The organism is Kineosporia succinea (assembly GCF_030811555.1).
Taxonomy (GTDB): domain Bacteria; phylum Actinomycetota; class Actinomycetes; order Actinomycetales; family Kineosporiaceae; genus Kineosporia; species Kineosporia succinea.
In genome coordinates, this window is record NZ_JAUSQZ010000001.1 from 4,919,376 (window position 1) to 4,943,788 (window position 24,413).

A 24,413-nucleotide genomic window follows, 5' to 3' on the forward strand; every position below is an offset into this window, starting at 1 on the left:
TTTGGTGTCAGTCGCCCTTCACGTTCAGGATCTGGTGAAGCGTGTGCTTCACCTTCACCAGGTCGTCGGCATCGGCCATGACCTGGTCGATGGGCTTGTACGCCGCCGGGATCTCGTCGATGAACGCGTCGGTGTCGCGGTACTCGATGCCCTTCATCGCGGTCCGGAGATCCTCGATCCCGAACCGCTTCCGGGCCGCCGTCCGCGAGAACTCCCGCCCCGCACCGTGCGGCGAGGAGTTGAGCGAGAGCTTGCTGCCCCGCCCCACCACCACGTAGCTGGCCGTGCCCATCGAGCCCGGGATCAGGCCCGGCCGTCCGGCGTCGGCCTGGATCGCGCCCTTCCGGCTGATCCAGAGGTTCTTGCCGTAGTGGTTCTCCTGCTGCGTGAAGTTGTGGTGGCAGTTGATCCGCTCGAGGTCCTGTACGTCCGAGCCCATGAAATCGCTGACGCACAGCATGAGCCGGTGCATCATCTCCTCCCGGTTGGCGAGCGCGAAGTCCTGCGCCCAGCGCATCTCGTTGATGTACGACCAGAACTCGTCGGTGTCCTCCACCAGGTAGGCCAGGTCGAGGTCGGGCAGGTCGATGTGCCACTTCTCCATCTGGGCCCGCGCGACCTTGATGTGCTTCTGCGCGATCAGGTTGCCCACGCCCCGCGAACCGGAGTGCAGGAACAGCCACACCGTGCCCTCCTCGTCGGCCGTCACCTCGATGAAATGGTTGCCGGAGCCCAGGCTTCCGAGCTGCCGCTTCCACTTCGCGGTGTACGAGGACGGGTCGAAGCCGGCCTTCCCGGCCCTGGCCTCGAGCTCGGCGAGCCGCCCGGCGACCCCGGCCTCCAGCACCTGCGACTCCGTGTTGTAACCACCGGCCGACAGCGGGATCGCCTTCTCGATCGCCACCCGCAGCGCGCTCAGCTCACCCTTCGAACGCACCTGCGACTCGGTCCACTGCGTCCGCACCGCGATCATGCCGCAGCCGATGTCGACGCCGACCGCGGCCGGGATGATCGCCCGGTCGGTCGGGATCACCGAGCCCACGGTGGCGCCCTTGCCCAGGTGGGCGTCGGGCATCAGCGCGAGATGCGGCCAGATGAAGGGCATCTGGGAGGTGCGCACGGCCTGCTCCCTCGTCTTGTCCTCCAGGATGCTCGCCCAGTTGAAGAGCTTCTCTCCCAAGCGCTGCACCGTCACCGTCCACCTCCCATGTCCGTCTCACCCCAGCGGTAAGTGCGGCCTTGAGCATGTCGGGTGCGCCGGGTAACGGTCCAGTCAATTACCGTTCGGCGCTTCATCCGGTTGTGACCGATAGGTGCTGGTACCGGAAACGAGGCAGGGCGACAGTGGGCGCCCTGCCTCACCTGCACTTCTCACGACCGAGGAGTTCCGATGCCCGACAGCACGCCCGGTGACGACGAGTCCGTGCTCGCCCGTCTCGGTTACAAGCAGGAGCTGCACCGCTCCTGGTCCGGCTTCTCCAACTTCGCCATCTCGTTCAGCATCATCTCGATCCTGGCCGGCTGCTTCACCACGTTCGGCCAGGCCTGGAACAACGGTGGCCCGATCGCGATCTCGATCGGCTGGCCGGTCATCTCGGCGTTCATCCTGATCATCGGTCTCTGCATGGCCGAGCTGGTCTCGGCCTACCCGACGTCGGGCGGGATCTACTGGTGGGCGGCCAAACTCGGGGGAGCGAAGGCCGGGTACTACACCGGGTGGCTCAACCTGGTCGGGCTGGTGGCGATCCTGGCGTCGGTGGCCTACGGCGCCGCGATCTACCTGAACACCTTCATCGACCTGTTCTCCGACGGCTACGCCACCGGCTTCCTCGGCGGGAACTACCTCTACCAGCAGTTCTTCTGGTTCGCGGTGATCATGCTGCTCATCACCGCGGTCAACATCTTCAGCTCGCACCTGCTGGCGGTCATCAACAACGTGTCGGTGTGGTGGCACGTGTTCGGGGCCGCGATCGTGGTGCTGGTGCTCGTCTTCGGACCGGACTCGCACCAGAGCCTGGGTTTCGTCTTCGGTGAGCGCATCAACAACTCGGGACTGGGAGAGGGCACCTTCTGGTTCTACGTGCTGCCGCTGGGTTTCCTGCTCACGCAGTACACGATCACCGGGTACGACGCCTCGGCCCACCTGTCCGAGGAGACGCAGGGCGCGGCGAACGCGGCCGCCAAGGGGATCTGGCAGTCCATCCTGTACTCCGCGATCGGCGGCTGGATCCTGCTGCTGGCCTTCCTCTTCGCGGCGACGAACACCGACTACATCAACTCCTTCGACCCGGCCGTGAACCCCTACGGCGGGGGCAGTGTGCTCGCGGTGCTGGCCAGTGCGCTGTCGCCGGGCCTGTTCAAGCTGGTCGTGTTCATCAGCATGAGCGGCCAGATCTACTGCTCGACGGCCTGCATGACCTCGACCTCGCGGATGCTGTTCGCGTTCAGCCGTGACCGGGCGGTGCCGGGTTCCGGGCTGTGGGCGTCCGTCGACGCGAAGGGGGTGCCGCGCAACGCCGTGCTGGCCGCCGGGGCCGCTGCCGTGCTGCTGACCCTGCCCGCGCTGTACGAGAGCCCGTCGGGTGCGCCCACGGCCTTCTACGCGGTCGTCTCGATCGGCGTCATCGGGCTGTACCTGGCCTTCGCGATCCCGATCTACCTGCGCTGGAAGGCCGGTGACGGCTGGGAACCCGGCCCGTGGACGCTGGGCCCGAGGTACCGCTGGCTGTGCGTGCTGGCGGTCGCCGAGATCGCGATCACCTCGGTGTACTTCGTGCTGCCGTTCTCGCCGGCGGGCTGGCCCCTGAACGACGACTTCACCTGGACCGCGGTCAATTACGCGCCGATCGTGCTCGCCCTGCTGCTGGGTGCGCTGTTCGTGGGCTGGCACGTCTCGGTCAAGCACTGGTTCAGCGGCCCGCGCAGCAACCTCGAGTCGGCGAGCTGAGGCCTCCGGTGTGGCCGGCTGGTGTTCCGCACACCACCCGGCCATGCTGGGAGCCGTGATTCCCCGTCGCTTGCGTCGTGCGTCCACCATTCCGCCCGGATACCGTCGTGTCGACCCGCGCACCGCCACCCGGGTGCCCTTGTGGCGCGACCTCTCGCCCGAGACCGAGGTTTTCGAGGGCGACCCGCCGTTCGAGCACCGGGTGTGGACGACGGTGGAGCGCTCCGGTTACCTGGTCGAGCAGATCACCAGTCTGGGAACGCATCTGGGCACTCATGTCGACGCGCCGGGGCACTTCGTGACCGGGGGTGCGGTGGTCACCCAGCTCGGTGAGGGCTGGACGCTGATGCCGCTGGTCGTCCTTGCGGTTCGGGGCCTTTCGGTCATGATGGACGACGTGCGCACCTACGAGCGCCGGTTCGGTCGCGTCCCTCCCGGAGCTTGCGTGGTGCTGAGAGACGGCGCACCGGGCCTGGAGCCGGAGGTGGTCTCCTGGCTGTTCACGGCCCGCCGGATCCGGGCGATCGGCAGTGACGCCGCCGGCCCGGACGTTCCCGGCGACGGCGAATTCGCCTCCACCCGGGCCGCTCTCGGTGCGGGTGGGGTGGTGCTGGCGGGCCTCGGGCCCGGGCTGGCCCGGATGAGGCCGCACGGCGACTGGATCTCGGCCAACGCCCCGCGTGGGGCGTTCTCCGGTTTCCCGGTCGGCGTCACCGGTTTCACCGTCGCGCGGGGTTCATCGGCAACGTGATCAGGTCCAGATCGGGCAGCGGGACGGGCTTTCCGTAGAGCGGGCCCTGGGCCTGGTCGATGCCGAGCCCGGCCAGGCGGTCGGCCTGCTCCTGGTCGTTCACGTCGTCGGCCACCAGCATCAGGTCGAGGTCGTTCACCATCGCGGCCGTGCCCGCGAGCACCCGGAAGGCCCGGGTGTGTGGCTCGGCCACGGTCAGTGACCCGTGCAGCGTGACCGAGGTGACCGGCAGACGGGTCAGGAATTCGAGCCCGACCGGCCCGGTGCCGAACGCGTCCAGGCCGATGCCGGTGCCGAGGTCGCGGATCCGCTCCAGAATGCCTGCCGTCACGCCCAGGTCGGGCAGGGGATAGGTCTCGGTGATGAGCAGCAGCAGGGCCCGGCCGGGCAGGTCGTGACGGCGCAGCGTGCGCTCGAGAACGGTCGGCAGCCGCTCGTCGGTCAGGTGGGAGGCGCTCAGTGGCACGTGCGCGACCAGGTCCTCCCAGGCCGGGGCCCGGCGCAGCCGGGCGATGTCGCCGCCGATCGAGTCGAAGAGCCGCTCCTCCAGCGGCCTCCGGAGCCCGGCGTGCTCGGCGGCCGACATCAGCGAGTCCGCGTCCATCACGCCGTGCACCGGGTGCCGCCAGCGCGCCGAGGCCGTGAGTGCCTCCAGACGGCCGGAGTTCAGGCCCAGCACCGGGTGGTAGACCAGATCGATGTGGTCGGACGAGAGCGTCGAGAGCTGCTCGGTGTGCTCGAGGGTCTCGGCGAGGGCCTTCTCGTCCTTCTCGATCCACTCGGCCTTGTGCGCCTTCTCGGCCCGTTCCGCCTTCTCGGCCTTCTCGGCGGCGCGCCGGGCCTTCTCGCCGATGATGTCGACGGCCCGGCCGATCGGGATGATCTCGGCCTCCGGCCGGGTGCCGGCCCGGACCTCGGCCTCGATCTGCAGCCACTCCAGGGCCCGGCGCTCGGCGGCGTCGCGTTCGGCCGAGCGGCGCTCCGCCTCCTGGTACTCGGCGAGCCAGCGCTCGGTGTCGCGTTGGGTGGCCGCGACCAGCTTGTCCTTCTCGGCCTCGCGGGCGGCCTCGGGCGACGGTTCGGGCTTGGGCGGTTCGGGTTTCGCCTGGCCCGAGCCCCGGTACCGAGCGGCCGGGGTGGTCAGCCCGCCGGGCGCGGTGCGGGGGCCGACACGGGGGATGGGGCCGGTCTGGTCCATGACCTGGGGCAGCGGGAGGCCGGGCGGGGGGATGCTGCCGGTGGCGGGGCCTTTGGCCTGAGCCGCGGGGACAGCCGGGACAGCCGGGTCAGCCGGGTCAGCCGGGTCAAGCGCGTCAGCCGGGGCCGCGGGGCCGGCGCGCTCGGCCGGCGGGGCCGCCGGGTCGAGCAGCGGCAGGTAACGGTCGGGCCGGTCGTTGCCGGAACCGGTGCGGAAGGTGACCAACTGGTTCTTGCCTCGTCTCTTCGCTGCGTACATCGCCTGGTCGACCCCGGCCAGCAGGCTCTCCGGCGAGGCGTCGGGGGCTACGCGGTCGAGCACCGCCACCCCGACGCTGGCCCCGACCCGCACCCGGGTCTCGCGGCCCCGGTGGCCGATCTGGAACGGCCGCCCGAGAGCGGCCAGGATCCGGCGCCCGATCACGTCCGGCCCCTCGTCGGCGTCCTCCATCAGGATGGCGAACTCGTCGCCGCCCAGTCGCGCCACGGTGTCACCCGGCCGCACACAGGCGCGCAGCCGGATGCCGACGGCGCGCAGCAGGTCGTCGCCGGCGTTGTGGCCGAGCCGGTCGTTGACGGCCTTGAAGTCGTCGAGGTCGCAGAACAGCAGCCCGAGCGGACGGCCGCCGCGGATGGCCGCGCGCAGGCGCTGGTCGAACCGGGCGCGGTTGGCCAGGCCGGTCAGGGAGTCGCTGAAGGCCTGGGCGCGCAGCCGGTCGTGGCTCTCACGCAGTTCGCGCACGAGGCGCACGTTGTCGAGACCGGCGACGAGGCGGCGCGCGACCAGCGCGGCGGCCAGGCCGAGCCCGGTGCCGGTCTCGACCGCATCCGGGGTGGGGCCGGTGAGGACGTGGACGGTGAGCACGAGGGCTGCGAGGGCGGCCGGGACGTGGACGGTCACGCGGGCCAGTTTCCGCAGGTGGCCGGTGTGCGGACCGGGGCCGGTGGACAGCGCCGCGGTGGCCAGCAGCAGGAACCCGGCGACCAGGCCGAGGGGGACGAGACGGCCGGGGGCGTCCGGGAGCCGGGCCAGGTGGGTGCCGGCCACGGCCAGCGTCACCAGGCCGGCGCCGAGCAGGGCACAGGCCCGGGGATCGGCGGCCCGGCGGAAGCGGGTGGTCAGCACGACCGTGCTGACCAGCGCCAGGTAGGCGGGTGGGGCGGCGAGCGCGAGCGGTCGGTGCCCCGGCGCGTCCACCATCGGCTCGAGGCTCGTGACCCAGGTGAGCAGGAGCAGCGAGCCGGTCACGATCACGGTGTCGAGCGCGAGGGCGATCAGGGCGTACGGACGCGCCGGACGGCTGCCGTCGTCGGCCTCCGGTTCGCGGGGTGCCCGGGTGGGCAGGCGCAGGACGGCGGCGAGGGCCAGGAGCGGGAGGGCGAGGCGGCCGGCGCCGACGAGCGCGGTGAGCGGGGCGCCCGGGCCGCCGAGGATGCGGCCGACGCAGTCGAGCAACTGGGCGAGGGTCCAGAGGGCGGTGCCGGTGGCGAGCAGGGGACGCCAGAGGTTGTTGCCGCCGGAGCGGCGCCAGGAGTGCGCCAGGCTTGCGGTGGCCAGGGAACCCGCGAGGACGAGGTTGACGTCGGCCAGGGTGCGGGTGGTCGAGGCGTCGACCAGCCCGGTGAAGGGGACCAGCGTGAGGCCGGCGAGAGCGGCCGTGGCAAGGGCGAGATTGCCGGAGGCGGACAGGCCGGGGCTCGAGCCCACGCCGCCCTCCCTCGAAAGGCCAGTTACACCGAGTGCAGCTCCGAATACAGCATAAGGAGTGAATGCCACCGAATGCCCCAGAACCGAGAGAGATTTATACCCGACGCGAATCGGGCACGGAGTGATCGTGGCGTCGGTCACGTGGTGTGAACGTCTCGCCGGTGCGGGTTCTGGACTCTGACCGGGCGGGCGGTGCGGGCCTGACCGAGGCTGTCGGTGGCTGCCCGTAGGCTGTGCGGCGCAGATCAACGAGGTGGCGTGCCGCTCGGGGATCTGTGGCCGGGGGAGATCGTCGAAGGAGGAACGTCAGGTGGGAGAGAACCCGGTGGCCGGCACTCGGGTGCTCAACATCCCCAACCTGCTGAGTTTCGGCCGCCTGCTGCTGGTGCCGGTGTTCGCCGTGCTGATCCTGCGCGGGCACATCGGCTGGGCCATCGCCGTGCTCATGGTCAGCGGTTTCACCGACTATCTCGACGGCATGCTGGCCCGGCGCTGGGGGCAGACCACGCGGCTCGGGCAGATGCTCGACCCGGTCGCCGACCGTCTCTACATCCTCACCACGCTGCTGGGCCTGGCCTATCGCGAGGTCATCCCGTGGTGGCTGGTGCTGCTGCTGATCGCCCGCGACGCGGTGCTGGTCGGCTCGCTGCTGCTGATGACGGCCGACGAGCGCCGTCCGCTCGAGGTCTCGTTCCTGGGCAAGGCCGCCACCGCGAACCTGCTCTACGCCTTCCCGCTGATGCTGCTGGGCGATCTCGACGGCCGGGCCGGTGACATCGCGCAGCCGTTCGGCTGGGCGTTCGCCTGGTGGGGCACGTCGCTGTACTGGTGGGCGGCGCTCATCTACCTGCGGCAGGCGGCGGCGGTGCTGGCGCGGCGCGAGCGGCTGCGCACGCGGCCGCCCAGTGGTTCGGGTGACGGGGCCGCGGTGGTCACGGGTTCGGTGGTCGCGGGTTCGGTGGTCGGGGGCCCGGAGACTGGTGGTTCGGTGATGGGCGGTTCAGAGGCTGCGGTTTCGGCGGGCGGTGGCTCGGCGGTCGCCGGCTCGGGTGCCGGCGCCGAGTCGGTGTCGGGTCCTGCCTCCGACCCCGGGTCGGGTTCCGACCCCGGGCCCGCCTCGGACGCGACGTCCGGTTCGGTGTCGGGGTCGGCGTCCCCGGCGGGCGGCACCTCGGGCGAGGTCGCCGGATGACCCGGCCCACCCCCTCCCCGGACGAGGAGCCCAGCTCCCGCTCCGACGAGTCGTCGCAGGCAGCCCCGCCTCCGGGGCACCCCTCCACGCCGTTCCCCACCCCTTCGCCGTCCCTTTCCCCTCCGCCGGTCTCGCCTTCCCCGAGGCCTCCCTCTGCCCAGGCGGCCTCGTCCTCGTCGGGGCCCCGGTCGGCCGGGGCGTCGCCCGGCGAGGCCTCGTCCGGTGGGTTTTCGTCGTCCGGTGCCGCGTCGCCTGGCGAGGCGTCGTCCGGCGGCGCGTCGTCCTCCTCCGGGGCCTCTTCTCCTGAGTCCCCGGTCTCGTCCCCGGTCTCGTCCCCGGTCTCGTCCCCGGTCTCGTCCCCGGTCTCGTCCCCGGTCTCGTCCCCGGCCTCGTCCCCGGCCTCGTCCCCGGTCTCGTCCCCGGTCTCGTCGGGTGCCTCCCGGCCCCCGCGAGCGCTCGACGCCTCAATGACGTTGCTGCGCGAGGTGATGGAGCGTCCGCTCGATCCCGGGTACGCGGCGGCCGCGGCCCATCCCCGGCCGCGCACCCGGGTGCGCACGGCCGTGACGCTGGTGCTGTCGATCCTGGCGGGCATCGGGTTCTGCGTGGCGGTGAGCTCGATCCGGGTGCCGCAGCGCGAGTCCGACCAGGTCAGCCGCGAGCTGCGCGAGGAGATCGACCACCGCAGCGAGTCGGTCGATACGCAGGAGAAACGCAACGCCGAGCTGGCCGCCGCCAACGCCGCGGCCCAGCAGACGCTGCTGGGCGACCGCGGCACCGCGCTCGGCGAGCAGGTGCGTGAGCTGGGGGCCCTGACCGGTGAGATCGCGGTCACCGGCAAGGGACTCACCGTCACCCTCGACGACGCTCCGGGCCGCGACGAGGTCGGCGGGGACCCGCGCACCGACAGCGGTTACGACGAGGGCGTGGTGCTCGACGCCGATCTGCAGGTCGTGGTGAACGGGCTGTGGTCGGCCGGGGCCGAGGCGATCTCGATCAACGGTGAGCGGCTGACGGCGGTCTCGGCGATCCGGTCGGCGGGGGAGGCGATCCTGGTCGACTTCCGGCCGCTGGTGCCGCCCTACGTGGTGTCGGTGATCGGCGACCAGTCGAAGCTGCAGACCGGCTTCGCCGACGGCTCGGCCGGGCCCTACGTGCAGTCGCTGCGCGACAACAACGGCATCCAGGTGGACATCGCCACGTCCGACGGCCTGACCCTGCCCGGAGCGGGCCAGTTCGTGCTCAGGGCCGCGAAACCGGTAGAAGAGACCTCGGGCGCGACCGGTTCGACCCGTTCGGCGCGTACGACCCGTTCGACGGGCTCGGATGACGCCACGGACGACCCGAGCTCGACGAACGACCCGAGGTCGACCGAGGACACCGGTTCGACCAGCAACACCAGTTCGAGCAGCAGTACCGGAACGGCCGGCGACGCTGGCCGTGACGGCTCACAGGACACGCAGGATCCGGTGGAGAGCCCAGGAGGACGTACGTGATCGCGGCGATCGGTCTGCTGATCGGGGTGGTGGCCGGCCTGGTGCTGCAGCCGACCGTCCCGCTCTGGTTGCAGCCCTACCTGCCGATCGCCGTGGTGGCGGCGCTGGACGCGGTGTTCGGGGGTGTGCGCGCTCTGCTCGACGGGATCTTCGACGACCGGGTGTTCATCGTCTCGTTCCTGTCGAACGTCGTGGTGGCCGCGCTGATCGTGTTCCTGGGTGACCACCTGGGCGTCGGCGCGCAGCTGTCCACCGGCGTGGTGGTGGTGCTCGGTATCCGGATCTTCTCGAACGCGGCCGCGATCCGCCGGCACATCTTCAAGGCGTGAGATGACGACCGACGACCAGAACCCCGACGAGGGCCACGACGCCCGCCGAGAGCCGTGGATCCCCGGCTCCCCGAACCCCGGCGCCCCGGACGGGGCCCGCGCGGTGGACGAGCCGACCGATGGCGACCACGGTGACGGCACGGGCGGCGACGGCACGGGCGGCGACGGCACGGGCGGCGACGGCACGGGCGGCGACGGCACGGGCGGTGACGGTACGGGCGGCCACGACCGTGACGAAACGCGCGGCGACGTTCACGGCGCGGGCGGCGGCGACGGTCACGGCGCGGGCGGCGGTGACGGTCACGGCGCGGGCGGCGGTGACGGTCACGGCGCGGGCGGCGGTGACGGTGACGGCACGGGCGGTGGCCACGGCGACGGCACGGGCGACGGCGACCGGGCCGGCAGCACGGTCGCCGACGAGGACTACGACCAGGACACGACCCGTCCGATCCCGGTGATGCCGTTGCCTCCGGCGGGTTCGGGTCGTGCGGGTGCCGGCACCGGTTCGCGTGACGAGGGCCCCGGTCGCTCAGGCGCCCGAGGCGGCTCGGTAGGCGGATCCCTGGGCGGTTCGGGCGGCGTGGGTGGTCCGGGCGCCGTAGGTGGCGCGGGCACCGCGGGTGGTTCGGGCGCTGCGGTTGGTTCGGGCGGCGTGAGTGGTCCGGGCACTGCGGGCGGCCCGGGTGGCTCGAGCACTGCGGGTGGTTCGGGCGCTGGGATCAGTTCGGGCACCGCGGATGGTTCGGGTGGCGTGGGTGGCTCGGGCACTGCGGGTGGTTCGGGCGCTGGGATCAGTTCGGGCACCGCGGATGGTTCGGGTGGCGTGGGTGGTTCGGGTGGCGTGGGTGGCTCGGGCGCTGCGGACGGTTTGGGTGACGCGGGCACCGTGCGTGGCCCGGGCGCTGTGGGTGCTTCGGGCGGCGTGGGGGGTGTCGGCCCGGGGCCGGGGGGCCCCGGCGGCAGGGCTTCTGACGACGACGCGTCCGGGGCGGCCGGGGGAGAAGGTCGCGCCGAGCCGGGTGCGCAGGTTCCGGGTGCGCAGGTTCCGGGTGCGCAGGTTCCGGGTGCGCAGGTTCCGGGTGCGCAGGTTCCGGGGGCGCAGGTTCCGGGGGCGCAGGTTCCGGGGGCACAGGCTCCGGGGGCCTCGGGGCGTCCGGGCGCGGCCGGGGTGCCGGACGACGCGGCGAGCTTGTTCACGCGTCCGTCGGCGGGGCGTACCCGGGTGATCCGTCCGGCCGGTGCGCGACGGCCTGAGTCCTCGGCGGGGCGTCCCTCGAACTCGTCCGGCCCCGGGACCGGCGCGGGGGCCGGGAGCTCCTCCGGCGGCGGGACCGGGTCTGCGGACGGGACCAGTTCCTCCGCCCCGACGTCCTCGAACACCGGCTCCGGAACTCCCCGCGAAGGGGAGGTTGGAGGGGTGGGGGACCGCGGCGTCCGCAAGCAGCCGACGGGCTCGAGCGCACCGCCCGACGCGACCGCGCAGCCCGACCACCTCGCCCGGCCCACCCACGCGTCAGCCGATAGCGAACGCGGGGTGGCTCCGCAGCGTGACGGTGCCACCGCGTCCGCCGGCCCGGAGCGGGACGAGCCCACCTCCGCGAGCGACCGCGCCACCGCGACCGACGGGGACCACCGCGACCCCGGCCACGGCAGCGGCCCTGAAGCCACGTCGCAACCGTCACCCCCGGAGCCGGCCGGCGCCCGCGCCCGTCTCGCGCCCCTGACCCGGCTCACCCGCCTGACCAAGGTGCAGCTCCTGGCCGCCGTTCTGCTCGGGGCCCTCGGCTTCGGGCTGGTCGTGCAGGCCCGGCAGACCGGCGACGGTGACCTGTCGTCGCTGAGCCAGAGCGAGCTGGTGCGCGTTCTCGACGACGTGAGCCGGCAGAGCGAACGCCTCGACGCCGAGGCCCGTGACCTGGAGGAGACCCAGAACGAGCTGCGCTCGGGCACCGACCGCGCGGCAGCGGCCGAGAAGGCCACCCGCGAGCGGCTCGACGTGCTCGGGATCCTGGCCGGCACGGACCCGGCCCAGGGTCCGGGGATCACGATCCGGATCGAGGACCCACAGGCCCTGGTCGACTCGGCGACCTTGCTCGACACTGTGCAGGAACTGCGCGACGCGGGGGCCGAGGCCATCCAGTTCGGGCAGGTGAGGGTGGTGGCGAGCACGTCGTTCACCGACCCCTCGACGGCCGGCGGGATCGTGGCCGACGGCGTCGAGCAGTCACCGCCCTACCGGATCGTCGCGATCGGTGACCCGGCGACCATGGAGTCGGCCCTGAACATCCCCGGCGGCGTGCTGGAGACGCTGCACCAGGTGGGTGCGAGCGGTACGGTTCAGCGCAGGCAAGATCTCACCGTGTCCGCGGTGCGAGAGGTCACCGGCCCGACCTACGCCGTGCCCCGTACGGAGAACTGAGAAAGGACCATGAGGACGCTGTGAGCGACTTCGAGTACCCCGAGGACCTGAGGTACACCACCGATCACGAGTGGGTGAAGGTCGACGGCAACGTTGCCCGTGTCGGCATCACCGCGTTCGCCCAGGACGCGCTCGGTGACATCGTCTTCGTCACCCTGCCCGACGAGGGGGCGGACGTTCAGGCCGGCTCCACGTGCGGCGAGGTGGAGTCCACCAAGAGCGTGAGTGACGTCTACGCGCCGGTCACCGGTACGGTGTCCAGCCGCAACGCCTCGCTCGACGCCACCCCGGAACTGGTCAACTCGGACCCGTACGGCGAGGGCTGGATGTTCGAGGTCACGGTGGCCGACCCCTCGGCCTTCGCGGACCTGCTCAGCGCGGCCGACTACCAGACCCAGCTCGACTGAGGACGAGCCACGTTCGGGTTTTCGACTCGCCGGCACAAGGCGAGCCCCGCGGCGGTCAAGGATGATTCCCCGGAGATCCTTTCCGGGCCGTCCGACGGGGGACAGGGGACGACGCACATGCCTCGACCATCAGGTGAGGGTTACGCTAATCAAGATGTCACGAGACAGGAGATCGAGATGTCGGAACCGAGGTTCCTGAGCGGTCAGGGGCCGGACGGCACCAGGAACGAGTACGACACTCCCCTGGTCGAGACGACAATCTCCTTCGGCGCGCTGCCGGGCCTGGACAGCGACGAGCGCCCCACCGGGCTCTCCGGCGCCGAGCAGGCCGCCGTCGACGCCCTGCCCGAGGCCTCGGCGCTGCTGGTCGTGCAGCGCGGCCCGAACGCGGGGGCCCGGTTCCTGCTGAACGCCGAGCGCACCACCGCCGGCCGTAAGCCGGACAGCGACATCTTCCTGGACGACGTCACCGTCTCCCGCAAGCACGCCGAGTTCGTGCGGCGCGACAGTGCCTTCTTCGTCCGTGACGCCGGCAGCCTCAACGGCACCTACCTGGCCGGTGACCGGATCGACGAGGCCCTGCTCAAGGACGGGGACGAGGTCCAGATCGGCAAGTACCGGCTGGTCTTCCACCCCAGCCGCCGTACGTCCTGAAGCCGCGATGGTGAGCGCGGCGGCGAGGGGCCGCGCGAGTGGCCCGGCCGAGGAACCCAGAGGCCGGGCCGACCGTACGGCGGCCCCCAGGGCGATGAGCATCGGGGCGGTGCTCGAACTGCTGCGGCAGGACTTCCCCGACATCTCGATCTCGAAGATCCGGTACCTGGAAGACCAGGGGCTGGTCGAGCCGGAGCGCACCGCCTCCGGCTACCGCAAGTTCACCCCGGGGCACGTGGAGCGTCTGCGCTACGTGCTCGGGGTGCAGCGCGACCACTACATGCCCCTGCGCGTGATCCGCGAGCACCTCGACGCGATCGACCACGGCCTGGAGGCCCCGGTCGGCCGGTTCGGCGCGGGCCTGGCTCCCGGCCCGTTCGCCCCGCGGCTGGTCGAGGCTCCTCCGGCGCAGTCCCGGCCGGAGCCGCAGCGGCGCTTCACCCGCGCCCAGGTGCTGATCGCGGCCGAGATCGACGACGACGTGCTGTCCGCCCTGGAGTCGCACGGCCTGGTGAGTGCCCGCGCCGCAGGCTGGTTCGACGCCGACGCGGTGACGGTCGCCCGCACCGCCGGCGAACTGGCCACGTTCGGCATCGAGCCCCGGCACCTGCGGGCCTTCCGCAGCGCCGCCGATCGTGAGGCCGGCCTGATCGAGCAGGTCACCAACCCGCTGCGGGCGCGCGGGGGCGACGTCGCCGCGCAGGCCGCCGGCCTCACCCAGGAGCTGTCGAGCCTGAGCGTCCAGCTGCACGCGGCCCTGCTGAAGGCGGCACTGGAACGCGGCCAGGCCTGAGCCCCGCTCCGGGCGCCGCCGGCGGGTGAACCAGCCGTTCGGTCCGGGGAATCCCCTCTGATCCGGCCCGGAAATCGGCCCGCGGTCGCCGTCCCGCTCAGCGCCGGGGTACGTTTGCGGGGTGCGGGAGCTTGATGTGGTGGGTGTCAGGGTCGAGGTTCCCTCGAACAACCCGATCGTTCTGCTCAAGGAGCGGGACGGCGATCGCTACCTGCCGATCTGGGTCGGGGCGCCGGAGGCCAACGCGATCGCGAACGCGCAGCAGGGGCTCGTGCCCCCGCGTCCGCTGACGCACGACCTGATGAAAGACGTGATCGGGGCCCTCGGCCGCGAGCTCACCGAGGTGCGCATCGTCGCCCTCAAGGAGAACGTCTTCCACGCGGAGCTGGTGTTCGACGGCGGTCTGTCGGTCAGCTCCCGGTCGTCCGACGCGATCGCGCTCGCGCTGCGCGTCGGCTGCCCGATCGTGGGGGCCGAGGAGGTGCTCGAGGCCGGCGGTGTCTCGGTGCCCGACGAGGACGAGGACGAGGTCGAGAAGTTCCGCGAGTTCCTCGACAACATCTCCCCGGAGGACTTCGGCGAGAACTCCTGAGGGAGCGCAGGGGCGTCAACCCGCCACTCCCGAAACCTCGGTACCGAAGCGGTGACGGGCAGGACACCAGCGGGTTTCGGGGAGTTCCGATTGGTCCGAAAGAGGGGTGATCTGCCGACACGCCGCCCGCCTCGGATGCCACCTCGTTGACGGCGCCGGGTGCGCAGCCTACGGTTCAAATGAAACGACCCCGGTGTAGTTCTCCCGCTGAGATCCGTCCCTCGGACCAGCGTGCCGGACTCGGAACGTTGAATGGAGCCGCCGTGAGCGAGCGTAGCGAGCGAGATGCTGTGCCCGGTCACGTCGTCGCGCAGGCGCAGGGCATGCTCTTCACCGACGACCTGCCCGAGCTCGACGAGGAGGCCGGTTACCGCGGCCCGATCGCGTGCCGGGCAGCGGGTATCACCTACCGCCAGCTCGACTACTGGGCCCGCACGGGCCTGGTCCAGCCGACCGTGCGGAACGCCACCGGCTCGGGCACCCAGAGGCTGTACAGCTTCCGTGACGTGCTCGTGCTCAAGGTGGTCAAGCGACTTCTCGACACCGGCGTCTCGCTGCAGCAGATCCGCATCGCCGTCTCTCACCTGCGCGACCGGGGTGTGGAAGACCTGGCGCAGATAACGCTGATGAGCGACGGCGCGAGCGTGTACGAGTGCACGTCGGCGGACGAGGTCATCGATCTCGTCCAGGGTGGCCAGGGCGTGTTCGGCATCGCCGTCGGCCGGGTGTGGCGCGAGGTCGAGGGCACCCTCGCCGAGCTGCCCGCCGAGCGTCCGGAGGACGAGCCGGCGATGGCCGCCGGTGACGAGCTGGCCGCCCGTCGCCGGGCCCGCGCCATCAGCTAGTCACACTGGGCGCACACGCCCCTCAGATCAGCAGAGAAGCCCCGGGTCCGGTACCCCGGGGCTTCTCTGCGTCTGCTTTCCCCACGAACCGTCAAAGCAGATGTGGGACGAGGTGGGCACCCAGGGTGCCCACCTCGTCCCACATCTGCGATGGCTTCGAGGGATCAGCTCGCGGACGCCGCCGGCCGCCGGCCCCGTGTGTTCGCCCGCAGCACCCGCGCCAGGTGCGCGTCGAACGCACCCGCCAGCTCCTGCGCCGGGGCACCCGGCCAGCGGTGGATCGGCTGGCTCGCCCCCTGCGCCTGCTGCAGCGCGCTGCGCTCACGGATCGAGGGGCCCAGCACCAGCGGGCCGAACATGTCCGACAGCTCCTGCAGGCGGTAGCGGTGCTCGGGGGAGCGCTCGCGGTAGCGGTTCACCACCACGCCCAGCGGTTGCAGCGTGGGGGCGATGTTGCGGCGCACCTCCTCGATCGCGTGCAGGGCGCGGTCGGCGGCCGTGACCGAGAAGAGCGCCGGCTCCGACACCACGATCGCGCGCTGGCTCGCGGCCAGCCCGGAGCGGGTGATCGTGCCGAGCGAGGGCGGGCAGTCGATGAGCACGAGCTGGTAGCCCTCGAGCTGCTTGATCGCGTGCGAGAGCCGGGCCAGGGTGCGTTCACTGCCGGTGGGCCGGTCGAGCGCGGCCATGTCGTGCGAACCGGGGAGCACGTCGAGCGTGCCGCCGTTCGCCGCCCAGCCGGACGGCACGACGTTGACCTTCTGCGCGTTGCGGCGCGAGGCGCCCATGACGGTGGCCACGTTGGTGGTGATCTCGGCCGTGATGTCGAGACCCAGGGTCGCGTCGGCCTGTGGATCGATGTCGACGATGAGGGTGGGGACCCCGCGGGCCAGGGCGGCCGACGCCAGCCCCAGGACCACTGACGTCTTGCCGACGCCACCCTTCAGACTGCACACGCTGACGACGATCACGGTGTCCGACGCTACCTCGTTATCAAGTTCCAACCGGTGATTAAGGCCGTCGTGTGGCAGACGTGACCGACGTCCCACGCAGAGTCACGAACCCCCGGAGGGGCCGTGCTCCCGACCGGCCCCAATTGCATCCTGAGGCCGTGCCTGTGTGCAACCCTCCGTTCGCCTGCCGTACGCCATCCGGGTGCCGGGGAGCCGGGAGATGAGGACGACACGCGGCGCTGGTACCGTCAGTGTCGTCGGTCGTCGTCAGCGACCGGCAGCTGAAGACCCCCGCGGGAGAGACCCCGTCACAGGGGCGCCGAAGGGGCAACTCTCCCCGGAACCTCTCAGGCGCCAAGGACCGCAGGGACGAGGCAGCTCCGAAGGGCGACGTGGCCTGACGGATGGGGAGGTATCCGTGCGGCCCTCAGGGTCGCTACGCCCTTAGCGTGGGAGCCTCCGATGACGACTTTCATCGATGCCACCGATGACCTGCGGGACGACCTGCCCGAGCCCGGCCGCGGCCCGGGGCACCGGCTGAGCGCCTTCGCCGACCGGCACATCGGCGCCGACGAGCCGCAGGTCCAGGCCATGCTGAAGCGGGTCGGGCTCGACAGCCTCGACGCCCTCGAGCAGGCCGTGATCCCGCCCGTCATCCGGGACGGCGGAGTCCCCGCCCTGCCCGAGCCGATCGGTGAGGCCGAGGCGCTGGCCGAGCTGCGCGCCCTGGCCGCCCGCAACACGGTGCGCGTGCCCATGCTCGGCCTGGGCTACTACGGCACCCACACCCCGGGCGTGATCCTGCGGAACGTGCTCGAGAACCCGTCCTGGTACACGGCCTACACGCCGTACCAGCCGGAGATCTCGCAGGGCCGGCTCGAGGCCCTGCTCACGTTCCAGACCATGGTCTCCGACCTCACCGGCCTGGAGACGTCCAGCGCGTCCCTGCTCGACGAGGCCACCGCCGCCGCCGAGGCGATGACCCTGATGCGCCGCGCGTCCCGGCTTCCCGCCACCGCCGCGTTCGTCGTCGACACCGACGTGCTCCCGCAGACCCTCGCGGTGATCCAGACCCGCGCCGAACCGCTGGGCATCCCGGTGGTCGTCGCGGACCTGAGTGATGCCGCGGCCGCCCTCGACGGCGTCGAGAACGGTGTGTTCGGTGTCCTCGCGCAGTACCCGGGCGCCTCCGGCCGGGTCGCCGACCTGCGTCCCCTCGTCGAGGCCGCGCACGAGCGCAAGGCCCTCGTGACCGTCGCCGCCGACCTGCTCGCGCTGACCCTCCTGCGCTCGCCCGGTGAGGACGGCGCCGACGTCGCGGTCGGCAACACCCAGCGCTTCGGTGTGCCGCTCGGTTTCGGTGGTCCGCACGCCGGGTACATGAGCGTGCGCAAGGGCCTGGAGCGCTCGCTGCCCGGTCGGCTCGTGGGCGTCTCCAAGGACGCGGACGGACGGCCCGCCTACCGTCTCGCGCTGCAGACCCGTGAGCAGCACATCCGCCGCGAGAAGGCCACGAGCAACATCTGTACCGCGCAGGTGCTGCTGGCCGTGATGGCTGCCATGTACGCGGTGTACCACGGCCCGCAGGGGCTGCGGCAGATCGCGGAGCGCACGGCCGGGCACGCGGCCTCGCTGGCGGCCGCGTTGCGGTCGAGCGGTCTCACCGTGGTGCACGAGAACTTCTTCGACACGGTTCTCGTGTCGGTCCCCTCGATGGCGGACGACGTGGTCGCCAAGGCTCGCGACGCGGGTGTCCTGCTGCGCAGGGTGGACGCGAACCACGTGAGCGTCGCGTGTGACGAGACCACCACGTCCGCCGTCATTGCTCTGGTTCTGGGGGCTTTCGGGGTTTCGGGAGGTGCCGGCGAGGCTCGGCCGGCGATTCCTGCCGAGCTCGGGCGCACCTCGGAGTACCTCACCAACCCGGTCTTCAACACCCACCACAGCGAGACCTCGATGCTGCGCTTCCTCAAGCGCCTGGCCGACGAGGACTACGCGCTCGACCGGGGCATGATCCCGCTCGGCTCGTGCACCATGAAGCTCAACGCCACCACCGAGATGGAGGCCATCACCTGGCCCGAGTTCGGTGGCCTGCACCCGTTCGCGCCGAGCGCCGACACCGAGGGAATCCGTTCCCTGGTCAAGGATCTCGAGACCTGGCTGGCCGAGCTGACCGGCTACGCGGCGGTCTCGCTGCAGCCCAACGCCGGCTCGCAGGGTGAGCTCGCCGGGCTGCTGGCGATCCGGGCCTACCACCGCTCGAACGGTCACGGTGAGCGCAACATCTGCCTGATCCCGTCGTCCGCGCACGGCACCAACGCGGCCAGCGCGGTGATGGCGGGCATGAAGGTCGTCGTGGTGGCCTGCGACGAGAACGGCAACGTCGACCTGAGCGACCTGTCCGCCAAGATCTCGCAGCACGGTGCCTCCCTGGCCGCGATCATGGTGACCTACCCGAGCACGCACGGTGTGTTCGAGGAGGGCATCGGCGAGATCTGCTCGCAGGTGCACGAGGCCGGCGGCCAGGTCTACGTCGACGGTGCGAACCTCAATGCGCTGGTGGGTCTTTCCCGGCCGGGCGCGTTCGGTGCCGACGTCTCGCACCTGAACCTGCACAAGACGTTCTGCATCCCGCACGGCGGTGGCGGCCCGGGCGTCGGGCCGGTGGCGGTGCGCTCGCACCTGGCTCCGTTCCTGCCCAACCACCCGCTCGACGACCTGGCCGGTCCGGCCACGGGCATCGGCCCGGTGTCGGCGGCGCCGTACGGCTCGGCGGGCATCCTGCCGATCTCGTGGGCGTACGTGCGCATGATGGGCCTGGAGGGTCTGACCCGCGCCACCCGCACCGCGATCCTGACGGCCAACTACGTGGCGACCCGGCTGCGTCAGCACTACCCGGTGCTCTACTCGGGCCGGGACGCGCTGGTCGCGCACGAGTGCATCCTCGACCTGCGCCCGCTCACCAAGGCCACCGGCGTCACGGTCGACGACGTGGCGAAGCGCCTGGTGGACTACGGTTTCCACGCGCCGACCATGTCGTTCCCGGTCGCCGGCACGCTGATGGTCGAGCCGACCGAGAGCGAGGACCTGGCCGAGCTCGACCGGTTCTGCGACGCGATGATCGCGATCCGCGCCGAGATCGACCAGGTGGCCGCGGGTTCCTGGCCGGCCGACGACAACCCGCTCGTGAACGCCCCCCACACGGCGCAGTGCCTGACGGGGGAGTGGGAGCACCCGTACAGCCGGTCGGAGGCCGTGTACCCCTCAGGTGTGAACCCGCGGTTCAAGTACTGGCCGCCGGTGCGCCGGATCGACGGTGCGTTCGGTGACCGCAACCTGGTCTGCTCGTGCCCGTCGCCGGAGGCGTTCGAGGACTGACGGGGATCGTGCTCCTGGCCGGGTGATCACCTCACCCGGCCAGGGCCGCCGCGCCCACCCGGATCTGGGACCCCACGCGGGTCTTGACCACCTCGACCTGCGCCGGGATCCGGTCGCGCAGATCGGCCACGTGACTCACCAGCCCGACCGAGCGGCCGCCGCTGCGCAGGCCGTCGAGCACGTCCATCACCTCGTCGAGAGTGTCCTGGTCGAGGCTGCCGAAACCCTCGTCCACGAGCAGGGTCTCGATCACCGCGCCGCCCGCCTCCGCCTGCACCACGTCGGCCAGGCCGAGCGCCAGGGCCAGTGACGTGCAGAACGTCTCGCCGCCCGAGAGGGTGGCCGGGTCACGCTGCACGCCGGTCCAGCCGTCGACCACCGCCAGCCCCAGGCCCGAACGGGCCCCGCCCCGCGACGGGCCGTCGGTGTGCACCAGCTCGTAGCGCCCGCCCGACATCGCGGCCAGCCGCGCGCTCGCGGCCTGTGCCACCTGTTCCAGCCGGGCCGCCAGCACGTACGAGCTCAGGCGCATGCGCAGCTGGTTGTCGGCGCCGGTGCCCTCGACACAGCGCGAGACCGCGTCGAGCGTGGCGAAAGACTCACGCAGAGGACGGGTCTCGAGCGCCTGGCGTTCCAGGTCGGCGGCCAGTCCACCCAGGGCCTGGGCCGCGCGGGTGGCCAGGGTGTGCCGTTCCTGCGCGGCCTGGTGCGCCTCGCGGGCCTTGTCGTACGCGTCGCGCAGCTCGTCGGCGAGGGCGTCGAGATCGGGTTCGGGCTGCCAGTGACGGACGCGGATCACCTCGCCTCCCGCGGTGGCCCCGGGCGTTCCGGGCGCGGCGCCGGCCGGTGACGCGGACGTTCCGGCCCCGGAGCCGGAAGACGCGGAGTCGCCGTCAACCGGGCTCGCGTCAACCGGGCTCGCGTCAGCCGGGGCGCTGGCAGCCGGGGCGCTGGCAGCCGGGGCGCTGGCAGCTGGGGCGCTGCCAACCAGGGCGCTGCCAACCGGGGCGCCTTCGGCCGGGGCGCCGGTTGTCGGTTGTGCGGAACCCGTTGTCCTGTCGCCGACCTCGTCCAGGCCGATGTCCGAGCCGATGTCCGAACCGGCATCCGAGCCGTCCTCCGAGTCGCCCGAGTCCTGCTCGGAGCCGGGAGAGAGCGCCACCACCGCGGCCTCGGCCCACAGCTCGAGCATCGGCTGATCGCCGGCGCCCTTCTTCTTGCGTGGTTTACGCGGCGCCCGCCGTTTCGGTGGCTCCAGCGCGGCCTGCTCGTCGCGGGCCAGCTCGTCGAGGAGCGCGCCCACGCTGGCCAGCCGGTTCTCGTGGTCGGCGATCGCCTCGGTCAGCTCCGCGCGCTCACCGTCGCTCAGCGCCGCCTCGGCCGCCGCCTCGCGGGACGCGAAACCGGCCGCCGTGGAAGCCTTGTCGGCCGCCGCCCGGGCCCGCTTGAGCCGGGCCAGCGCCGCGACCAGAGCGCGCGCGGCCTCCTCGTACTCGGTCAGGGCGTCGGCGGCGGCCATCACCCGGGCGTGCCGGGTGGGCAGATCGGCGTCGTCACCGCGGGCCTCGTCGAGGCGGGTGCGCAGGTCGTCGCGGCGGCTGTCGAGCGCGGCCAGCTCTTCGCGCCCGGCCGCCGCGGTGGCGGTGGCCGTCTCCAGGCGGGTCTTCGCCGTCGCGAGCGACGCCTGCAGTCCCTCGAGCTCGGCCATCACGTCTTCGAGACGCAACGCCGCCCGCTGTGCCTCGAGCAGCCGTTCCTGGGCCTCGGCGAGGTCGGCCATCGCGGTGCCGGCGTCGGCCCCGCCCGAGACCGCGGCCAGCGCCGCGAGCTGCTGCCGCCCGGCCTCGACCAGCTGGCGCGCCTTCTCGCGGCGGGAGGCCGTCTGGGCCTCACGCTCGGCGGCGCGCTCCTGCTCGTCCTCGGTGACGGCGCCGCCGCGGTGCCGGGCCGGGCGGGGGTGCTCGTGCGACCCGCAGACCGGGCACTCCTCACCCCGGCCGAGTCCGGCCGCCAGCTCGGCGGCCATCCCGGCCAGACGCCGCGCCTGCAGTTCCTGCGCGGCGGCGACGGCGGCCTGGTGCACGTCGGTGACGGCCCGCAGGGTGTCTTCGAGCCGGGTCTGCTGCTCCTCCAGCTCCTGCGAGCGCAGCACCGCCGAGGCGACCCGCTTGGCCCGGTCGAGGTCGTGGCCGCGGTCTTCCATCGACGAGGCCAGCACCTCGCCCTCACCACGCTCGTCGAGCAGCTTCTGCACCCGCCGGCCCAGGTCGAGCCCGGCCTGCTCGGCCTGCTCGCGTTCGGTCTCGGCGGCGGCCACCTGCTCGTGCGTGGTGACGACCTGCTTGTCGAGCCGCCGCAGCTCCAGCTCGGACGACAGCAGCGAGGTGAGCGCACCCAGCTCGGTGCGCAGCTCGGCGATCTGCGCGGAGACCGTGGCCGTCTCGCCGAGCGGCCCGTGGAGGGCCTCGGCCGTGGAACGGGCCGTCTCGACGCGGAATTCGGCGGTCTCGACCTCCGCCGACGCCGCGTCGAGCTCGGCCAGCAGCGGCAGCAGCACCGGGGCGTGCCCGGCGGCCTGCAGCCGTGCCCTGCGCTCGTCGTGATCGCCCGAGCGCGCCACCAGTAGATCACGTTCGGCGGTGAGTTCGCGCCGCCGGTCGCGCAGTCTCAGGCGTTCGGTGGCCGCGTCGTGCCCCGAGCGGGCCTTCTCGTGGGCGGTCTCGGCCCGGCGCACGGCCGCGTGGGCCGCACGCAGCCCGGTGGCCGCCTCGGTGGCCCAGCCCCGCACCAGCGCGGCGACGGCCTCGGTGTCACCCAGGTCCGGGTCGGCCCCCGCCAGCGAGCCACCCACGACACCGTGCGCCTCGCACGCCCGCGCGTACAGCCGGGCGGTCTCGGCCCGGGCCGCACTCACCGAACCCGCGCTCTCGCGCCGCCGTTCGCCCAGCCAGTTCTCCACCGAGGCGAAACGGTCGGTGCCGAACAGCTTCTGCAGCAGCGGACGGCGTTCTTCGGCGGAGGCCCGCAGGAACGCCGCGAACTCGCCCTGCGGCAGCATGATGAGCTTGGTGAACTGGTCGGGCCCGAGCCCGACGAGCCGGCCGATCACCTCGCCCGCCTCGTCCATGCGGTGGGTCAGCCCGACCCAGCCGTCGGCGAAGCGCTCGCGCACCACCACGTGCGCCTGCTCCCGGGTGAAACCGGTGCCGCGTTTCTTCGGGCGCTGCCACTCCGGGGAGCGGGCGATCTCCAGACGCCGCCCGGAGACGGTGAACTCGCACACCACCTCGGACTTCACACCGGACGCGGCGTGGTCGCTGCGATAGCGGGCCCCGGCCCCGCGGCTGCCCGGCACCCGGCCGTACAGCGCGAAGCAGATCGCGTCGAGCACGCTGGTCTTGCCCGCGCCGGTGGGGCCGTGCAGCAGGAACAGCCCGGCGGCGTTCAGGTCGTCGAAGTCGATGCGCTGGTGCCCGGCGAACGGGCCGAAGGCGGTGATCTCGAGCCGGTGCAGCCGCATCAGGCACCGCCCAGCAGCCGGTCGAGGTCGGTGTCGAGCGACCCGGCCATCGAGGCCAGGTCCTGGTAGGCCGGGCCGGTGACGACCCCTTCCATGCTCTCGATCAGCGCGGCCTCGAGAGCCCGGGCGAGCAGCTGGGTCTCGGCCAGGGTGGCCGGGCGCCCGCGCACGTGCTCGAGAAAGCCGCAGCACACGTCGAGATCGGGCAGCCCGGCGATCTTCTCGGTGTACGAGGAGTCGTCGGTGGCACCGCTGCGCTCGGGTTCGAGGCGCAGCTCGAGCAGGTGCGGGAAGCGCCGCCGCAGCCGTTCCATCGGCTCGGCCGGGCGCTGCGGGTCGGTCAGCGTGACCTGCACCCAGGCGTCTTCGGCCCCGGCGTGGGCGGACGAGGCCAGGAGATCGTCGAGCCGCCCCCGCAACCGGGCCAGCCGCCGCGGCACCGGCGCCTCGACCGCCTCCACCGTTCCCAGGCCGTCAGAACCCAGCGTGACCAGCCAGCTCCCCTTGCGCTGATCCGCCTCCGAGAACGAGAACGCCAGCGGGGAACCGCTGTAGCGCACGTGCGGCGACAACTGCTGACGCCCGTGCAGATGCCCGAGCGCCACGTAGTCGATGCCGTCGAACAGGCTGAGCGGCACCTGGCCGAGACCGCCCACGGCGAGCTCACGTTCGCTGTCGGAGGCGGCCCCGCCCATGACGAAGGCGTGCGCGCTCACTACCGAGCGCACCCCGGGCCTGCGCGAGGCCCGCACCCGGGCCATCGCGGCCCCCAGCACCCCGACGTGACTGCGCTCGCTGCCCAGCGGCCCGGAGGCCAGCGCGGGCTCCAGGTAGGGCAGCGGGTAGAAGGCCACGTCATCGATCATCACCGGCGTTCCCACGGTGGAGACGTCGGTGCGAATGTGCAGTCCCGCCGCACCCAGCAGCCGCGCGTTGAAGCCCAGCCGGCGGGCCGAGTCGTGGTTGCCGCTGGAGACCACCACCTGGGCACCGGCGGACACCAAACGGTGCAGGCCCTCGTCGAGGAGGGCGACCGCGTCGACGCCGGGCAGGGCCCGGTCGTAGATGTCCCCGGCGACCACCACCACGTCCACCCGCTCGGTGCGCACCACGCTCACCAGCTGGTCGAACTGCTGGGCCTGGGCGCTCAGCAGATCCACCCGGTGGAACGACCGGCCCAGGTGCCAGTCGGAGGTGTGGAGGATGCGCACGACCCACACGGTAGGCACCCG

16 protein-coding genes, 1 pseudogene and 1 riboswitch are annotated in these 24,413 nt (G+C 72.3%); of the genes and pseudogenes, 12 read left to right on the forward strand and 5 right to left on the reverse strand.

What is annotated here, in order from left to right; all coding sequences use genetic code 11:
- Positions 1-7: 7 nt before the first annotated feature.
- Positions 8-1,189 carry an RtcB family protein gene (locus J2S57_RS21390; protein WP_307245777.1) on the reverse strand — a complete coding sequence of 394 codons (1,182 nt, stop codon included), beginning with the start codon at positions 1,187-1,189 and terminating at the stop codon, positions 8-10.
- A 201-nt stretch (positions 1,190-1,390) separates the two neighbouring features.
- Between J2S57_RS21390 and J2S57_RS21395 the strand changes: the two genes are divergently transcribed.
- Together J2S57_RS21395 and J2S57_RS21400 are read left to right on the forward strand one after the other, a co-directional pair.
- Positions 1,391-2,947 carry an amino acid permease gene (locus J2S57_RS21395; RefSeq protein ID WP_307245779.1) on the forward strand — a complete coding sequence of 519 codons (1,557 nt, stop codon included), beginning with the start codon at positions 1,391-1,393 and terminating at the stop codon, positions 2,945-2,947.
- Positions 2,948-3,002: 55 nt separating this feature from the next.
- Positions 3,003-3,698: a cyclase family protein gene (locus J2S57_RS21400; RefSeq protein WP_307245781.1), complete on the forward strand. Its 696-nt coding sequence runs from the start codon at positions 3,003-3,005 to the stop codon at positions 3,696-3,698.
- Here the strand turns inward: J2S57_RS21400 and J2S57_RS21405 are convergent.
- Entirely contained in the window at positions 3,667-6,603 is a 2,937-nt protein-coding gene (locus tag J2S57_RS21405) for an EAL domain-containing protein (RefSeq protein ID WP_307245783.1), read from the reverse strand. The genes J2S57_RS21400 and J2S57_RS21405 overlap by 32 nt on opposite strands.
- Positions 6,604-6,913: 310 nt before the next feature.
- Here J2S57_RS21405 and clsA point away from each other — a divergent pair.
- The 9 genes and pseudogenes from clsA to J2S57_RS21450 form a co-directional block, all read left to right on the forward strand.
- Positions 6,914-7,474, forward strand: a pseudogene (clsA, locus tag J2S57_RS35405) (cardiolipin synthase ClsA); the annotation flags it as partial.
- Positions 7,475-7,791: 317 nt separating this feature from the next.
- Positions 7,792-9,291 carry a DUF881 domain-containing protein gene (locus J2S57_RS21415; protein WP_307245788.1) on the forward strand — a complete coding sequence of 500 codons (1,500 nt, stop codon included), beginning with the start codon at positions 7,792-7,794 and terminating at the stop codon, positions 9,289-9,291.
- Positions 9,288-9,620, forward strand: a complete 333-nt coding sequence (locus J2S57_RS21420; protein WP_307245790.1) for a small basic family protein — start codon at positions 9,288-9,290, stop codon at positions 9,618-9,620. The genes J2S57_RS21415 and J2S57_RS21420 overlap by 4 nt, the downstream gene beginning before the upstream one ends.
- 1 nt (position 9,621) lies before the next feature.
- Positions 9,622-12,039 (forward strand): DUF881 domain-containing protein, encoded by a 2,418-nt coding sequence (locus tag J2S57_RS21425; protein ID WP_307245793.1) that lies wholly within the window; start codon positions 9,622-9,624, stop codon positions 12,037-12,039.
- A gap of 20 nt (positions 12,040-12,059) precedes the next feature.
- The gene (gene gcvH / locus J2S57_RS21430; RefSeq protein WP_307245795.1) at positions 12,060-12,446 is read left to right on the forward strand and encodes a glycine cleavage system protein GcvH; all 387 of its coding nucleotides are present in this window, start codon (positions 12,060-12,062) and stop codon (positions 12,444-12,446) included.
- 177 nt (positions 12,447-12,623) lie between these two features.
- A complete protein-coding gene (locus J2S57_RS21435) occupies positions 12,624-13,100 on the forward strand; it encodes an FHA domain-containing protein (protein WP_307245796.1) in 477 nt (158 codons plus the stop codon).
- Positions 13,101-13,194: 94 nt separating this feature from the next.
- The gene (ftsR, locus tag J2S57_RS21440; RefSeq protein WP_307245798.1) at positions 13,195-13,893 is read left to right on the forward strand and encodes a transcriptional regulator FtsR; all 699 of its coding nucleotides are present in this window, start codon (positions 13,195-13,197) and stop codon (positions 13,891-13,893) included.
- Positions 13,894-14,014: 121 nt separating this feature from the next.
- Positions 14,015-14,485, forward strand: a complete 471-nt coding sequence (locus J2S57_RS21445; protein WP_307245800.1) for a bifunctional nuclease family protein — start codon at positions 14,015-14,017, stop codon at positions 14,483-14,485.
- A 323-nt stretch (positions 14,486-14,808) separates the two neighbouring features.
- The gene (locus tag J2S57_RS21450) at positions 14,809-15,330 is read left to right on the forward strand and encodes a MerR family transcriptional regulator (protein WP_307251090.1); all 522 of its coding nucleotides are present in this window, start codon (positions 14,809-14,811) and stop codon (positions 15,328-15,330) included.
- 164 nt (positions 15,331-15,494) lie between these two features.
- On the opposite strand, the gene J2S57_RS21455 is transcribed toward J2S57_RS21450, so the two are convergent.
- Positions 15,495-16,286, reverse strand: a complete 792-nt coding sequence (locus tag J2S57_RS21455; RefSeq protein ID WP_307245802.1) for a ParA family protein — start codon at positions 16,284-16,286, stop codon at positions 15,495-15,497.
- A 281-nt stretch (positions 16,287-16,567) separates the two neighbouring features.
- Positions 16,568-16,657, forward strand: a riboswitch (glycine riboswitch).
- An 88-nt stretch (positions 16,658-16,745) separates the two neighbouring features.
- On the opposite strand from J2S57_RS21455, the gene gcvP reads away from it, so the two are divergent.
- Positions 16,746-19,661, forward strand: coding sequence for an aminomethyl-transferring glycine dehydrogenase (gcvP, locus tag J2S57_RS21460; RefSeq protein ID WP_307245804.1), 2,916 nt, complete (start codon positions 16,746-16,748; stop codon positions 19,659-19,661).
- 31 nt (positions 19,662-19,692) lie between these two features.
- On the opposite strand, the gene J2S57_RS21465 is transcribed toward gcvP, so the two are convergent.
- Complete coding sequence (locus J2S57_RS21465; protein WP_307245806.1) at positions 19,693-23,181, reverse strand: AAA family ATPase; 3,489 nt, start codon at positions 23,179-23,181, stop codon at positions 19,693-19,695.
- Complete coding sequence (locus J2S57_RS21470) at positions 23,181-24,392, reverse strand: exonuclease SbcCD subunit D (protein WP_307245808.1); 1,212 nt, start codon at positions 24,390-24,392, stop codon at positions 23,181-23,183. Before J2S57_RS21470 ends, J2S57_RS21465 begins: the two co-directional genes overlap by 1 nt.
- Positions 24,393-24,413 lie beyond the last annotated feature (21 nt).

Coding starts and splice junctions, on each gene's coding strand:
- J2S57_RS21415 (WP_307245788.1), top strand. CDS start 7,792: ATGACCCGGCCCACCCCCTCCCCGGACGAGGAGCCCAGCTCCCGCTCC.
- gcvP (WP_307245804.1), top strand. CDS start 16,746: ATGACGACTTTCATCGATGCCACCGATGACCTGCGGGACGACCTGCCC.
- J2S57_RS21465 (WP_307245806.1), bottom strand. CDS start 23,181: ATGCGGCTGCACCGGCTCGAGATCACCGCCTTCGGCCCGTTCGCCGGG.
- J2S57_RS21435 (WP_307245796.1), top strand. CDS start 12,624: ATGTCGGAACCGAGGTTCCTGAGCGGTCAGGGGCCGGACGGCACCAGG.
- J2S57_RS21450 (WP_307251090.1), top strand. CDS start 14,809: ATGCTCTTCACCGACGACCTGCCCGAGCTCGACGAGGAGGCCGGTTAC.
- J2S57_RS21395 (WP_307245779.1), top strand. CDS start 1,391: ATGCCCGACAGCACGCCCGGTGACGACGAGTCCGTGCTCGCCCGTCTC.
- J2S57_RS21425 (WP_307245793.1), top strand. CDS start 9,622: ATGACGACCGACGACCAGAACCCCGACGAGGGCCACGACGCCCGCCGA.
- ftsR (WP_307245798.1), top strand. CDS start 13,195: ATGAGCATCGGGGCGGTGCTCGAACTGCTGCGGCAGGACTTCCCCGAC.